We start from the raw sequence: 16,568 nt of genomic DNA on the forward strand, positions 1-16,568 counted from the left end.
ACCATCCTTATAAATATATTTTTTACTTTGGTGTAAATAAATATACATAATTAAAAATGATTTTTATTTTATGAAAGAGTTATAATATAATTCAAAAAAATAATAGACTAGTATATTTTTATACTTGAACTATTATTTTTTTGATTAAATCAATAAATATCATTATATATTATTTTAAATACTTCTAATGATTCTTCAATTTTGGGTTTTAAAAGTTTTTTCTTATTTTCATATTCAACCTTACCTTTTGGAGTCAAATGATATATCTTTTGGAATTTTTTATTAGGATCGTCCCATGCACCTAATATCAATTGTTCTTTTTCTAATTTTTTAAGTAGAGGATATATACCTCCAGTACTTGGTATCCATTTACCATTAGTTCTTATGCCTATTTGAGTTGAGATTTCATTACCATTAGTAGGCTTTAATGATAAAATATATAAAACATATATAGGCAATAAACCTTTAGTAAATACTTGACCAACAGCATCTTTTTCTTTTTTAACTTTTTTTAATTCAGAAACTTTATTTTTATATTCTTCATAAAGGCGCTTTTCTTCAGCACGTATATCTTTTATATTATAAAAGTCAAAATTAGACATTTTAATCTACCTTTTCAACAATAAATCCGAAAAGTCCTGGGCCAGTATGTACTCCAAGAGCAGGGCCTATACTATAACCTAGTTGGCAGTCTACTACATTATCTAAACTTTTTATATTTTCAAATAGACATTTTGCATCTTCTAGAGCATTTCCATCCATAATCCAGAATTTACACTTGTTATTTTCAGTATAAGATTTAGCTATTTTTAATAGTTTAGATAAAGCTTGTTTTTTTCCTCTAGCTTTAGAATAAGTTTGAAAACAGCCTTCTTTATCTATTGTTATAACAGGTTTTAAATTTAAAACCTCTGCAATAGTACCAGCAACTCTACCTATTCTACCACCTTTTTTTAGATATTCTAATGTATCTATAGTAAAGAAAATATCTGTGTTATCAGAAAAAGTTGGAATTGTTTTTACTATTTGATCAAAAGTTTTCCCTTCTTTAATAAGTTTTGCAGTTTCAAGAACAACGACACCTTCCGCCATACTTAATGATTTTGAATCATACACAAATGTAGTAATTTCATCAAAATTTTCACATGCTAATCTTATTGAATTATAAGTGCCAGAAAACTCGCTTGATAAAGTTATTATGATAGCATGAGTATATCCATCTCTAACAGCTTCATCAAGAATGTTGGTAAGTCTTTCAATACTTGGTAATGATGTCTTTGGAATCTCTGTAGGAAGTTTTTTATAAAGAAATTCTGGTGTTATTTCTAATTTATCATCATACTCCTTATCAGAGAAAATAATTTTAAAGGGTAATAATTTTATATTATATTTTTCTAAAAGTTCATTGCTTAAATCACAGGCACTATCAGTAATTAATGCTATTTTATTCATTAAATAAATCCTCCTAAAATAATTCTATAATTAATTATATCACTATTGATAACTATATCAATAGTGATATAGTTATCGATATAGATATAATGTATATAAATGTTATTTAATAATTCATTGATAAGATTACTTATAATAAGTCAAATTGTCTATAGCTATAAAAATTAACTAAATATAGAGATAATAAGATATATTAGCTAATAATTAAAATATAGTACTAATAAAATAAAAAATTAAAGGCATTGCTAAGGCATATTTAATAAAGTATAATAATACAGGATTAATAATGATACTATATATTGTGTTATGGAGGTAAGCAAAATGCTATATGTTGTAAAGAGAGATGGAAGAAAGGTAAAATTTAATGGTGGTAAGATATCTCAAGCCATTAAAGGTGCTGCGCTTGAAATAGGTGTAACATTAAAAGAAAGTCAAGTTTTGGATACTGTACAAAAGGTTATTGAATATGTTGAGGATGAAAAAAGTGAAAGAATTACAGTGGAAGAAATTCAAAATTTGGTTGAAAAAGCTTTAAAAGATGAAAATCATAAAGATATAGCGATTGCTTATTCGGCATACAGAAGAGAAAGAACAAGAGTAAGAGATATAAAATCAGATTTAATGAAAGCAATTGAGAAGATAGGAATAGAAACAGATAGAGATAATGCTAATGTAGGTAATAATTTTAGTTCTAAATTATTAAGAATAGCATCTGAATCTAATAAATGGCATAATTTATCTAATATGCCTAAATATTTATCTAAGGCTCATGAAACAGGGGATTTATATTATCATGATTTAGATAGTTATAATTTAACAACTAATTGTCTTCATATACCAACAAGAGAAATTCTAGAAAATGGATTTAATACTGGATATGGAACAATAAATGCACCTAAAAGAATAGAGACAGCAGCAGAATTATCATGTATTTTATTACAATCAACTCAAAATGATATGTTTGGAGGACAATCCCATCCAGATTTTGATAATGATCTAGGAATTTTTATTGAGCCAACTAGACAAGAAATAAAGGAAGAATTACAAGAATTAGAGATACCTGAAGATAAGATAGAATTTCTTTTAGAGAAAAGATTAAGAACTAGAATTCATCAAGCAATGCAAGGGGTGGTTTATAACCTTAATACAATGCATTCAAGAGCAGGATCACAAGTTCCGTTTAGTTCGGTTAATATAGGAATACCAAATAATAGAGATGCTGCATTAGTATGTGAAATATTCCTTCTAGAATATGAAAAAGGATTAGGAAAAGGAGAACAACCAATATTTCCTAATATAATTTTCAGAGTAAAAGATGGGGTTAATAGAGAAGAAAGTGACCCTTATTATTACTTATATAAACTAGCATGTAGAGTTGCAGCAAAAAGAATGAATCCAACATTTATGAATATAGATGCTGATTTTAATAAAGAATATTATGATAAAGGGTATGTTCCTGCTACAATGGGATGTAGAACATATCTTATGAAAAATGTAAATGGGGAGCCTGGTTGTAAAGGAAGAGGGAATATTGCACCAACTACAATTAATTTACCAAGAATAGCACTACAATCAAAAGGTGATATAGATAAATTTTATAAGATATTAGATTGTAGATTATCTTTAGCAAAAGATTCTTTAATGCATAGATACAATGTATTAAAACATTTGAAGGTTAAGGATTTACCATTTGTAGCAGGACAACATCTTATGGTTGGTGCTGAAGGTTTAACTGATGATGATTTTATTGAACCAATATTAAAGCAAGGTACATGGGGAATCGGGTTTATAGGCCTTGCTGAAACTTTAATTTCATTAGTTGGAAAGCACCATGGAGAAGATGAAGAGGCTAGAAAGCTAGGTTTAGATATCATAGGATATATTAGAGAATATTGTGATAGATTAACTGAGGAGTATGAATTAAATTGGAGTTGCTATGCAACACCAGCAGAAGGTCTATCAGGCAAGTTTATAAAACAGGATAAAAAGATTTTTGGAATAGTAAAAGGTGTAACAGATAAAGACTATTATACTAATAGTTATCATGTACCAGTTGGTTATAGTATATCTATTAAAGATAAAATTGATATAGAGGCACCATATCATAAAATTTGTAACGGTGGTCATATAAGCTATATAGAGGTAGATGACTCACCAAATGAAGAAACAATTATGGATATATTAAATTATGCATATAAAAATACTAATATCAGTTATATGGGAATAAATTTTCATATAAGATATTGTAGAGAATGTGGAACTTATCTTCATAATAATGAAATGAAATGTCCAACATGTGACAGTACAAATATTCAAGGAATATCAAGAGTTACAGGATATTTAAGTTTAGATGAAAGATTTGGTCCGGGTAAATATGAAGAGAGACATGATAGAATATCTCATACGGAGAAACATAAGAATAATTACTAAAAAAGCTAGGTATCATTAATATGATACCTATTTTTTTATGTATAGAAATTTATTATTGATTAGATATTGCAGTATATAATTCTTTATATGTAATAATATTATTATATTGTAAATATAATACTTATTATGCAATATCACAAAAAAAACTTGCAAATATTACTGAAATTTTGAATAAAAAGCCTTTATTAATAAAAACTTTGAAGGAATAGAGGGGGATTGTTGCAAAAATAATTAAAATATTATTCCATTATTAATATATATCGTGTATAATATAATAAATTATAACTATTAGGGCAGAATTAAGATAAAACAGCAATAAGTAATAAGAATATATAAATAAGGGGGATTAAAATGTCAGTTGAGGATTTAAATACTGGGAAAAAAATTACTATAGTAGATACAACTCTTAGAGATGGAGAACAAACAGCAGGCGTAGTTTTTGCTAATGCTGAAAAAGTTGCAATAGCTGAAATGTTAAGTGAATTAGGAGTTGATCAATTAGAAGTTGGAATACCTACAATGGGTGGAGATGAAAAAAAATCAATAAAAGAGATTGTAAAAAGGAATCTTAAATCTAGTATAATGGCTTGGAATAGGGCTGTTATTAGTGATATAGAAGAGTCTATTGATTGTGGTGTAGATTCTGTAGCAATATCAATATCAGTTTCAGATATACACATTGAACATAAGCTTAAAACCTCTAGAGCATGGGTTTTAGAAAATATGGTTAGATCTGTGGAATTTGCTAAGAAGAATGGATTATATGTATCAGTTAATGGAGAAGATGCATCAAGAGCAGATCAGGATTTTTTAGTAGAATTTATTGATGCTGCAAAACAAGCTGGTGCAGATAGATTTAGATATTGTGATACAGTAGGGATAATGGAACCTTTTAAAATTAAAGAGAAAATTAAATATATTCATGATAAAACAAATTTCAATATAGAGATGCATACTCATAACGATTTTGGTATGGCTACAGCTAATGCAATAGCTGGTATTGAAGGTGGTGCAACTCATGTAGGAGTAACTGTAAATGGATTAGGAGAAAGAGCAGGTAATGCTGCATTGGAAGAAGTATTAATGGCATTGATGCTTGTATATGGATATAAAGGTGATATTAATACTAAAATGTTTAGAGAAGTATCTGAATATGTATCAAGAGCATCAGGTAGAGAATTACCAAAATGGAAAGCTATAGTTGGAAGCAATATGTTCGCTCATGAATCTGGAATACATGCAGATGGAGCAATTAAAGATCCTAAAAATTATGAAGCTTTTGATCCATCAATAGTAGGTTTAGAAAGACAAATAGTTATTGGAAAACATTCAGGTAGAGCTGCTGTTGTAAATAAATTTGAAGAATATGGGATAGATCTTACAGATAAAGAAGCTTCAGGCATATTAGAATTAGTAAGATCTACATCTGTTACATTAAAGAGAAGTCTTTTTGATAAGGAGGTAGTTCAATTATATAAAGAATATAAGAGATTACTTAAAGATTAACTATCCAATGATATATGCTCTAATTAAGTTAATACATTTATAATTTTTATAGAAAACTATATTTTTAATTAACATCGTTTAGTTAGAAATATATATTGTGGGAGAGTAAGGAACTAATCTTTATGAAAATAATAAGCAATAGATTTAGGGGGAAAAATAAGTGAGAGATAACTTAGTTTATAAAATTTTAAAGAACCATATTGTAGAGGGAGAATTAAAGACTGGTGAACCAATTGCTTTAAAGATTGATAAGACCTTAACTCAAGATTCAACAGGAACAATGGCATATCTTCAATTAGAAGCTATGGGAATTGATAGAGTTAAAACAAAAAAGTCAGTGGCATTTATAGATCATAATATGTTACAACAAGGCTTTGAAAATGCAGATGATCATAAATTTATTCAAACTGTAGCATCAAAATATGGAGTATATTTTTCAAAACCAGGTAACGGAATATGTCATCAAATTTTCTTAGAAAGATTTGCAACACCTGGAGATACATTAATAGGATCAGATAGCCATACACCTACAGCCGGTGGAGTATGTATGCTTGCAATGGGAGCAGGTGGTCTTGATGTTGCTCTTGCAATGGGTGGTGGAGCTTATAATATTAATACTCCAAAGGTAATAAAGATTAATCTTATAGGAAAATTAAATAAAATGGTTTCGGCGAAAGATATTATTCTTGAAGTTTTAAGAGTATTAACTGTTAAAGGTGGAGTGGGAAAAGTATTTGAGTATGGTGGAGAGGGTGTAAAAACATTATCAGTACCAGAAAGAGCCACTATAACAAACATGGGAGCAGAACTAGGGGCTACAACTTCAATTTTTCCAAGTGATGAAAGAACATTAGAATTTTTAAAAGCTCAACAAAGAGAAGAAGATTGGATAGAGCTTAAACCTGATGAGGATGCATTTTATGATGAAGAAATTACTATTAATTTAAGTGAATTAACACCTCTTACAGCTAAACCACATAGCCCAGATAATGTAGCAAAGGTTAGTGAGGTTGATGATATTAAGGTAGATCAAGTATTTATAGGAAGTTGTACTAATTCTTCTTATGAGGATTTAATGAAAGTTGCTAAAATATTAAAAGGAAATAAAGTTCATCCAAATGTTAGTTTAGTAATTGGACCAGGTTCAAGACAAGTTATGGAGATGATAGCTAGAAATGGTGCTTTAGCAGATATTATAAGTTCAGGTGCCAGAATACTTGAAAACTCTTGTGGACCGTGTATTGGAATGGGGCAAGCACCAGGAACTAATGGTATTTCACTTAGAACTGTAAATAGAAATTTCTATGGCAGAAGTGGGACATTATCAGGTCAAATATATATAGTAAGTCCAGAGACTGCTGCTGTTTCTGCTATTAAAGGCATATTATCTGATCCAAGAGAAATGGAAGTAGATATAAAGATAGATATGCCTGATAAATTTTTAATAGATGATTCTATGATTTTAGAACCTGCTACAATGAATCAAGAAGTTGAGGTTGTTAGGGGTCCTAATATTAAGCCATTTCCAATAGGGAAAGAATTAAGCAACGAGATTAATGGAAAAGTATTAATAAAACTTGAGGATAATATCACAACAGATCATATTATGCCATCAAATTCTAAATTATTGCCATTTAGATCCAATATTCCATATCTTTCGGAATTCTGTTTTAATACAGTAGATACAGAATTCCCTAAAAGAGCTAAAGAGTATGGTGGTGGATTTATAGTAGCAGGTGAAAACTATGGTCAAGGTTCTAGTAGAGAACATGCGGCTTTAGCACCTTTATATTTAGGGATAAGAGCAGTTATTGCTAAATCATTTGCTAGAATTCATAAGGCTAATTTAATAAATAATGGAATATTACCATTAGAATTTAAAACTATAGAAGATTATGATAATATTGATTTAACAGATGATTTAAAAATTGAAAATATACAAAAATCATTAGATGAGGGAATAGTAAACATTAAAAATTTAACTAAAGGATATGAATTTAAAGTATTAGTAGAATTAACTAAGAAGGAAATAGAAGTTATTAAAGTCGGTGGAAGATTAAATTATGTAAAATTAAATATTTAGTTAGTATAATTAGAAAAATAGTACAGAATTTGTTTTAATATAAATTTTGTACTATTTTTTTATAAAAATATATTTTATATAGTCATTTATATAAAATAGGTCTTATATATGATAAAATATGGATATAAAACATATTTATTACAAAAATAAGGATATATCTATATAGGTTTATACATTATAATGAAAGATCTTAAATTAATATAAAATATTTTTAGGTAGGGGAATATATGAATAATAAAAAGAAAAATATTCTTAAGTTTGCATTCATAATTATAATAATTTTATTGTTAATAGTAAGTGGACTTTTAATATGTATAAAAGATGTGAAAAATTTATTAGTTCAGGGTGATAAAACAATTATTACAGGTGTCTCTAATAAAAATGCAGTAGTTATAAATGATAAAATAAATGAAACATTTGAATATATGAAATGTATAACTAATTGTTTTGAAAAAAGAAATATAGAAGATACATCTTCAATGTTAAATTTTTTAAAATTAGAAACTAAAATTAATTCTTTTTCTAAAATGGGAATCATAAATTCTAATGGTATTTTGAAGTCAACAGATGGTTTAAGTTTAAATTTATCAAATGAAGATTATTTTAAAAAAGCTATGAACGGAGAAACAACAGTATCTAAAGGTATATTTGATAATACAAGCGGTAAAATGATTTTTATATATGTTATGCCAATAAAAGATAATGAAGTTATCAAAGAGGCATTATATGCAACTGTATCTTGTGAAAAAATCCAAAATATATTGTTATCAACAGATGATTTTAATGGAAATATAGAATCATGTATAATTGATAAGTATGGAAATGTAATAGTAGAAGCAAAGGATTCTGAAAATTTATTAGAATGGGAAAATGTTTTTGAAAATCAAAAGGTCAATAAAATAGATAGTCAATATGAGAAGGAATTATATAATGCTAGAACTGATTTAGAATATGGAATAAATGGATGTAGATGTATAAAAATAAACAACATAAATCATATTTTCGCATATTCAAAAATAGATAATTTAAAAGATCATTATATATTAACAAAAGTGGAGTCATCGGTAATTAATAATAGAGAAAATCATATAAAACTTATGGTTGTTATTTTTGGAATATTTATATCAATAATATTTTTAGGGTTAATTTTTTATATACAAAGGTATAGAAATAAAAAAGAAAAATTAATAAAAGATATTGCATTCGTTGATAATATTACTGGTGGAAAAACATTAATGAAATTTAAAATAGATGTTAAAGAAAGATTATTAAATAGTAAAGATAAAGAATATGCTTTGGTTGAATTTGACATTTGTAAGTTTAAAATTATTAATGATATATGGGGATATAACACAGGAAACTTGTTACTAAAGCATATATCAGAAGTGTTAGAAAAGAAATTATCTAATAGAGATATATTTTGTAGAGCGAGAGATGATTTATTTATAGCATTATTAATATATAAAAATAATAATCAAATGTTAGAAAAAATTAAAAGATTAGATAAGGATATACGATATTTTGAAACAGAAACAAAAGAAATTCCTAACTTTAATTTATCTTATGGAGTATATGTTATAGATGGATTAGAAAATGATATAAATAAAATGATAGATAATGCATCATTTGCAAGAGAAATTTCTAAGAAAGACTGCAACCAAACAATAGCATTCTATGATAGTAATTTACAAAGCAAATTAATAGAACAAAAGCAAATCGAAGATATTATGTATAATGCTTTAAATAATAATGAATTTGAAGTATATTTACAACCGAAATATGATATAAATTTAGAAATTTGTGTTGGCGCAGAGGCACTTGTTAGATGGAATAATCCGGGAAAAGGAATAATAAGTCCTGTGAATTTTATTCCTTTATTTGAGAAAAATGGATTTATAGTTAATTTAGATATGTTTATTTTTGAACAAGTTTGTGTAAGGTTAAATGAATGGAAAAAAAGAGAGGTTAAATTAGTCCCTATATCAGTAAATATATCTAGAGTAAATCTAAAGAATGTTGAATATTTTATCAAAAATATTAAATTTATATTTAATAAATATGATATACCACCTAATTTAATAGAAATAGAAATTACAGAAAGTGCAATCTTTGATGATTATAATAATATAATGCAAGCATTATCTAAACTACAAAAAATAGGATTTAGTATTTCATTAGATGATTTTGGAACAGGACTTTCTTCGCTTAATATCTTAAAAGATTTGCCTATTGATATAATAAAACTTGATAGAGAGTTTTTGAATAGTAAAGACAGTTCAAAAAAAGGAGAAATAGTTATATCGAATATAGTTAGGATGGTTAATGAGTTAGACTTAACTGTAATTTGTGAAGGTGTAGAAACTTATGAACAAGCTGAATTTTTAAGTAGAGTAGGATGCAGTAGGGCTCAAGGGTATTTATACGCAAAACCAATGCCTATAAAAGATTTTGAAGAAAGTGAACTATTATTTAAAGAAGTTACAGTCAAAAAGTAATGATAAAGTAAGTTTGTTTATTTTATATCTAATATAAGCTAATCTTATAAGAATGTTATAAAATGTACTAATTTAAATTTTATAACATTCTTATTTTAGCTTATAATTAAAAATATAAAGTTAGGTATATTCAAAAAATGATATACCCATATGTTCATCTATTTAAGCTATTATTTTACATAGCTTATCAAACATTTTTATTATTTATCATACTTTAAATGAAGGTTGATATTATTTTAAATTATAGGTTTATTATATATAACAAATTAAGAGGAAGTGATTTTGTTTTGAAAAAAACTATAAGATTATCAGGCATTGCTTATGAAAGTTTAGTAAATGGTCCAGGAATGAGAAGAGTATTTTTTTCTCAAGGCTGTAAACATAATTGTAAAGGATGTTTTAACCCTGATACTCATGATTTTAATGGAGGAGAAGAAAAAGATATAGATTTATTAATACAAGATGTATTAGATAATCCAATGATCAAAGGAATAACATTTAGTGGAGGAGATCCTTTTGAAAGAGCAGAAGAATTTTCATATATGGCAAAGGAATTCAAAAAGAATAATAAAAATATATGGTGTTATACAGGATATACTTTTGAATACATAATAGAAAATTTAGAATTAAGAAATGGTTGGAAAGAATTAATAAGTAATATAGATGTTTTAGTAGATGGAAAATTCGAGGAAGATAAAAAGGAGGATGGTTTAAAGTTTAGAGGTTCATCAAATCAAAGAATAATAGATGTAAAAGAAAGTCTTAAATGTGGATATATAGTAGGGTTTAATTTATAAAGAAAAACTCTCTACATTATAAGTAGAGAGTTTTCTTTGTAAATAAATAATTTATCTTTAGAATAGCTTATAGGCACTATTCTAAATTAAGGGGACTAATGATTATTATGATATTGTGGCTACATTCATATTATGGACAAGCGAAAAAATTTTATACATACTTATTAAAAAAATTTATTTTTAATAAGTTTTATAATAAAGATAGATTTTTAGTTAGTTTATAAAAGTAATATAAAATTAAAGAATAATTTATATTAAAAATAAGTTTATAATAGTAGATATAAATAAATTTCTTAATATATTATTTTAGTTATAAATAGTATGTAAATAAGATTTTTATAATATTAGATATTAAATAGGAGGGGTATTAATGAGATATATTAAAAATATATCAGCTTTAATTGCATTAACTTTGATTATAAATTTAAGTATAGTATTTTCTAATGTAAGTGCAAATGAAGTAGATTCAAATGAGTGGAAACTTGTATGGAGTGATGAATTTAATGATAGAAATGTAAATACTTCGAATTGGACATATGACATAGATGGTCATGGATGGGGGAATAATGAGCTTCAATATTATACAGACAGAGAAGAAAATGCACGGATTGAAGATGGTAATCTTGTTATTCAAGCTAAAAAAGAAGACTTCAATGGAAGTAAATATACTTCTGCACGATTAAAATCAGAGGGATTACAAGAATTTACTTATGGAAAAATAGAAGCAAGAATTAAACTTCCATCAGATAAAGGTCTATGGCCTGCTTTTTGGATGTTAGGAGCAAATATGTCTTCTGTTAAATGGCCTAATTGCGGTGAAATAGATATTATGGAACATGTAAATACTGAAAATAAAATTTATGGAACTCTTCATTGGAATGATAAAGGAGCACAGTCTTTTGGTAATAAATTTGAAGTTGATGTAACAGAGTATCATACTTATTCAATTGAGTGGAATCCAAATACTATTAAGTGGTTTGTAGATGGTGTACAATATGAAGAATTAAGTATTGCAAATAATATTACTGGTAATGATGAATTCCATAAACCATTTTTTATATTATTAAATTTAGCTGTTGGTGGAAATTGGCCACAAGATCCAGATTTATCTACAAATTTTCCAGCTAAAATGTATGTAGATTATGTCCGTGTTTATAAAAATGTAAATGATAATTTAATAGAACATAAAACAAGAAATGGATGGTTTAAAGATAAAAAAAATCAATGTCAGTATTATTTAGATGATAATTCAACTCCAGTTAAAGGATGGGTATATAATAATAATAATTGGTATTACTTAGATAATGAATGCAAAATGAGAACAGGTTGGATTAACCCTAATACAGACTGGTATTATTTAAATGATTCAGGAGAGATGCAAACTGGATGGCAAAAATGTGATGGAAAATTGTATTATTTTGATAATAACGGAGCTATGTTAAAAAATACAATTATTCAAGGACGTAAATTAGGAACTGATGGAAATGTTATTGAATAATATTTATAAATTAAAAATATTTTAATAGGTAGGCATTAAAGTCTAAGTGAATGAATATAATATATCACTTAGACTTTAATGTTTTTTTATTATAAAGTGAATATTGATATATATATTTAAATATGTTATCGTATACTTGAGTAATCGGTTAACCTAAATATAAAAGGAGTATTAAGATGACACCAACTATAAAAGATGTAGCAAAATTATCCAATGTATCTGTTGCTACAGTATCAAGAATTTTAAATAATCTTGGAGGATATTCTGAAGAAACTAGAATACAAGTTCTAAAAGTAGTTAACGAAATTGGATATAAAAGAAATGCAATTGCAAGATCACTGTCAACAAATACGACTAGAACTATAGGAGTAATTATACCAGATGTATCTACAAATTTTGATGGAGAAATTATTCGTGGAATAGAAGATTCAGCACGTAATAATAATTATAGTGTTATACTTTGTAATACAGGTTCAGAAGGTATTAGGACTTTGGAATATTTAAGAATAGTAGAAGAAAGAAAGTTAGATGCTGTCATCATTGTAAGTATACAAATACTAGATGAATATTATAAAGTTTTAAATAAAATGAATATTCCATATATATTAATTTCAACAAAGTCATTTAATTATGATATGCCTTATATAAAAGTAGATGATATATCAGCATCATATGCTGCAACTAAATATTTATTAGATAGAGGACATAAAAATATAGCTATGATTAGTGGCACAAAGAAAGATCCTATAGCAGGATGGCCAAGAGTTCAAGGATACATAAATGCACTTTTAGACTATGGAATAAAGTTAGATGACGAACTTATTGTATATGGAGATTTTTCTTATAAAAGTGGTATTGAATGCATGAATATTTTGTTAAATAAAAAAAAGAAATTTACGGCTATATTTGTAGCAAGTGATGATATGGCAGTAGGAGTTTTAAATGTAGCATATAGAGAAAGTATTAGAATACCAGAAGATCTATCGGTTATTGGATATGATAATACTAAGATTGCGATAATGTCCATACCACCATTAACAACATTATCACAACCATTATATGAAATGGGATGTAAAGCATTCAATGAAATTTTAAATATGTTAAATGGAAAAGAGTCTAAAAGGGAAATAATTATGCAGCATAATATTGTTGAAAGAGAAACAGTAAAATGGTTAAAATAAAAACCATTTTATTTTTCAGATTTACGTAAACGGTTAACCTAATACATAGTTTATTTATTTTAAATAAAAGGAGACGATTTTATGAAAAAAAATTGGTGGAAAGAAAGCGTAGTGTATCAAATTTATCCAAGAAGTTTTAAGGATAGTAATGGGGATGGCATCGGAGATATAAGAGGAATTATAGAGAAGTTAGATTATCTAAAAGAATTGGGTATAGATGTAATTTGGCTGTCTCCTGTATATAAGTCACCTAATGATGATAATGGATATGATATAAGTGATTATAAAGACATAATGACAGAGTTTGGTACTATGAATGACTTTAACGATTTACTTAAGTCAGCTCATGAAAAAGAAATTAAAATAATGATGGATTTAGTTGTCAATCATACATCAGATGAACATCAATGGTTTATGGAAAGTAGAAAATCAGAAAATAATAAATATAGAGATTATTATATATGGAAAAAAGGCAAAGATAATGAACCACCAAATAATTGGGTCTCTTGTTTTAGTGGATCAGCATGGCAATATGATGAAACTACAGATATGTATTATTTACATTTATTTTCTAAAAAGCAACCAGATTTAAATTGGGAAAATGAAGATTTGAGAAATGAAGTGTATTCTATGATGCAATGGTGGCTAGATAAAGGAATAGATGGGTTTAGAATGGATGTTATTAATTTCATTTCTAAAGATCAAGAATTTCCTGATGGAGAAAACGGAGACTTTAGTAAATATTCTATGAATGGACCTAGAATACATGAATTTTTACAAGAAATGAATAAAAATGTTTTAAAAGATAGAAATTTAATAACTGTTGGTGAAATGCCTGGAGTAAGTATTGAAGAAGCTAAATTATATACAGGGGAAGAGCGAAATGAGCTTAATATGGTCTTTCAATTTGAACATACTGATATAGGGAATGGAGAGTATGGAAAATGGCATAAGCATTCATTTAAATTAACAGATTTAAAAACAATATTATCTAAATGGCAAAATGGATTAGATAAGGAGGGATGGAATAGTCTTTATTGGAATAATCACGATCAACCAAGAGTTGTTTCAAGATTTGGTGATGATAAAAAGTATTGGAAAGAATCTGCTAAAATGCTAGCTACATGTCTTCATATGATGAGAGGAACTCCTTATATTTATCAAGGTGAAGAAATTGGAATGACTAATGTGAAGTTTGAAAGTTTAGATGATTATAAAGATATAGAGATTAAAAATGCATATAATGATTTAGTTATTGAAAAAGGACGATCTCATAATGAAATGATGGAAGGAATATACGATAGGGGTAGAGATAATGCACGTACACCAATTCAATGGGATAATACTGATAATGCAGGATTTACAACAGGAAAGCCTTGGCTAAAAGTTAATCCAAACTATAAACATATAAATGTAAAAAGCCAACTGGAAGATAAAGATTCAATTTTTAATTATTATAAAAAATTGATACAAATAAGAAAAAACAATAAAATAGTTGTTTATGGAAACTATGAATTAATATTAGAAGATAGTGAAGAAATTTATTCATATGTAAGAAATTTTGAAAAAGAGAAATTATTAGTTATATGTAATTTTTCACAAAATAATATTAATTTTAAACTTCCAAAGGATATCCAATCAAAATATAAAGAACTTTTGATATCTAATTATGATAATTGCAGTGAAGTAAGTTTAGAAAACTTTAATTTAAGGCCTTATGAATGTAGAGTATATCTTATTTAATAAATATACATCTTATTCTGGGATCTATTTCTAAAATAAGATGTGGTTTAAGTAAAGATTTTAAATAATAGGAGGTGAAAACTATTTTTTATAATAAAAACTTATAAAAAATAGTGAAATAATGAAATATAAAAAAATTATTATTACCTGTTTGACAATTTGTTTATTATCAATTTCATTTACTGGATGTACTAAAAAAGATACAAATAGTGCAGATGGAAGGGAAAGAGTAGAAGTTTTTTTAAGCAAAGCAGAAGCTATAGGAACATTTAAAAACTTAGAGGCTAAATTTGAAGAAGAAAATCCCAATATTGATATAGTAATTAGTTCACCAGCACAAGCAATAACTGTATTAAAAACTCGATTAGTTAAAAATGATGTTCCTGATATATTAACAATAGCTGGTGAAATGAATTATGGAGATTTTGTAGATGCTGGTATTTTAGAAGATTTATCAAATCAAAAGCAAATTATAGATAGAGTTCAACCAGCATATATTAATGTCTTAAAAAGTTTAGAGTTTGAACCTAATAATACTTTATGTGGAATACCTTATGCATGTAATGCAGGGGGAGTAGTTTATAATAAAGATATTTTTGAAAAACTAAATTTAAAAATTCCTACTACATGGGATGAATTTTTAAATACGGCAGAAAAAATAAAGCAATCAGGAATAACACCATTTTGTTTTACTCTTAAAGATGCATGGACATCAATGCCAGCATGGAATGCTATAACTGCTAATACTGAATCAGATGATTTTTTTAATAAACGTAAAAATAATCAAGTCACATTTAAAGAAGAATATAAACCAGTAGCTGAAAAGATAAGTAAGTTAATAGATTATGGTCATAATGATAACTTTGGAATCGGATACAATGATGGTAATGTAGCTTTTGCTCAAGGAAATATTGCAATGATGATACAAGGAAACTGGGTTATTCCGGAGATTTTAAAGATAAATCCAGAAAGTAATCTAGGTATGTTTGTACTTCCAGCAAATAATGATCCAACAAAAAATAATGTTGTTTCTGGTATCGATTTATTATTTTCAGTACCAAAAGATTCAAAACATAAAGAATCAGCAATGAAATTCTTAGAATTTATGACTAGAAGTGATAGTGTTGCTCAATATTCAAAAGAACAATTTGCAATACCAGCAATCAAAGATATGTATCAAGAAGATAAAACAGTACAAGATTTAAAGCCATATTTTAAAAATGGAATGGTTAAAGATTTTCCAGATCACCATTATCCATCATCAATGCAAGTTGCTGATTTAGCACAAGCCTATTTATTTGATAAAGATATTAATAAATTATTAAATGCTTTAGATGATAGATGGAATAGAACAGTACAATAAGTAGTTTATAGGGGTGAAAA

Annotated in this window: 11 protein-coding genes; 9 read left to right on the forward strand and 2 right to left on the reverse strand. The window is 26.7% G+C overall.

Features of this window, described 5'->3' with window-relative positions; translation table 11 throughout:
• Window positions 1–149: 149 nt before the first annotated feature.
• Together KYD98_RS13555 and KYD98_RS13560 are read right to left on the reverse strand one after the other, a co-directional pair.
• On the reverse strand, window positions 150–602 hold the full coding sequence (locus KYD98_RS13555) for a PadR family transcriptional regulator (RefSeq protein ID WP_219780582.1): 453 nt from the start codon (window positions 600–602) through the stop codon (window positions 150–152).
• Window position 603: 1 nt separating this feature from the next.
• A complete protein-coding gene (locus KYD98_RS13560; protein ID WP_219780583.1) occupies window positions 604–1,452 on the reverse strand; it encodes a DegV family protein in 849 nt (282 codons plus the stop codon).
• 321 nt (window positions 1,453–1,773) lie between these two features.
• Between KYD98_RS13560 and KYD98_RS13565 the strand changes: the two genes are divergently transcribed.
• From KYD98_RS13565 to KYD98_RS13605, 9 genes are all read left to right on the forward strand, one after another.
• Window positions 1,774–3,882 (forward strand): anaerobic ribonucleoside triphosphate reductase, encoded by a 2,109-nt coding sequence (locus KYD98_RS13565; RefSeq protein ID WP_219780584.1) that lies wholly within the window; start codon window positions 1,774–1,776, stop codon window positions 3,880–3,882.
• A 351-nt stretch (window positions 3,883–4,233) separates the two neighbouring features.
• Window positions 4,234–5,388: a homocitrate synthase gene (gene nifV / locus KYD98_RS13570; RefSeq protein WP_219780585.1), complete on the forward strand. Its 1,155-nt coding sequence runs from the start codon at window positions 4,234–4,236 to the stop codon at window positions 5,386–5,388.
• A gap of 160 nt (window positions 5,389–5,548) precedes the next feature.
• A complete protein-coding gene (locus tag KYD98_RS13575; protein ID WP_219780586.1) occupies window positions 5,549–7,471 on the forward strand; it encodes an aconitate hydratase in 1,923 nt (640 codons plus the stop codon).
• A gap of 227 nt (window positions 7,472–7,698) precedes the next feature.
• Entirely contained in the window at window positions 7,699–9,966 is a 2,268-nt protein-coding gene (locus KYD98_RS13580) for a bifunctional diguanylate cyclase/phosphodiesterase (RefSeq protein ID WP_219780587.1), read from the forward strand.
• Between the two features lie 287 nt (window positions 9,967–10,253).
• Complete coding sequence (gene nrdG / locus KYD98_RS13585) at window positions 10,254–10,763, forward strand: anaerobic ribonucleoside-triphosphate reductase activating protein (RefSeq protein WP_219780588.1); 510 nt, start codon at window positions 10,254–10,256, stop codon at window positions 10,761–10,763.
• Window positions 10,764–11,133: 370 nt separating this feature from the next.
• Window positions 11,134–12,261, forward strand: a complete 1,128-nt coding sequence (locus KYD98_RS13590) for a glycoside hydrolase family 16 protein (RefSeq protein ID WP_219780589.1) — start codon at window positions 11,134–11,136, stop codon at window positions 12,259–12,261.
• A gap of 176 nt (window positions 12,262–12,437) precedes the next feature.
• Window positions 12,438–13,442: a LacI family DNA-binding transcriptional regulator gene (locus tag KYD98_RS13595; RefSeq protein ID WP_219780590.1), complete on the forward strand. Its 1,005-nt coding sequence runs from the start codon at window positions 12,438–12,440 to the stop codon at window positions 13,440–13,442.
• 81 nt (window positions 13,443–13,523) lie between these two features.
• Window positions 13,524–15,185, forward strand: a complete 1,662-nt coding sequence (locus tag KYD98_RS13600) for a glycoside hydrolase family 13 protein (RefSeq protein WP_219780591.1) — start codon at window positions 13,524–13,526, stop codon at window positions 15,183–15,185.
• A gap of 121 nt (window positions 15,186–15,306) precedes the next feature.
• Window positions 15,307–16,548, forward strand: coding sequence for an ABC transporter substrate-binding protein (locus KYD98_RS13605; protein ID WP_219780592.1), 1,242 nt, complete (start codon window positions 15,307–15,309; stop codon window positions 16,546–16,548).
• Window positions 16,549–16,568 lie beyond the last annotated feature (20 nt).

This window comes from Clostridium weizhouense (genome assembly GCF_019431045.1).
Lineage (GTDB): Bacteria > Bacillota > Clostridia > Clostridiales > Clostridiaceae > Clostridium > Clostridium weizhouense.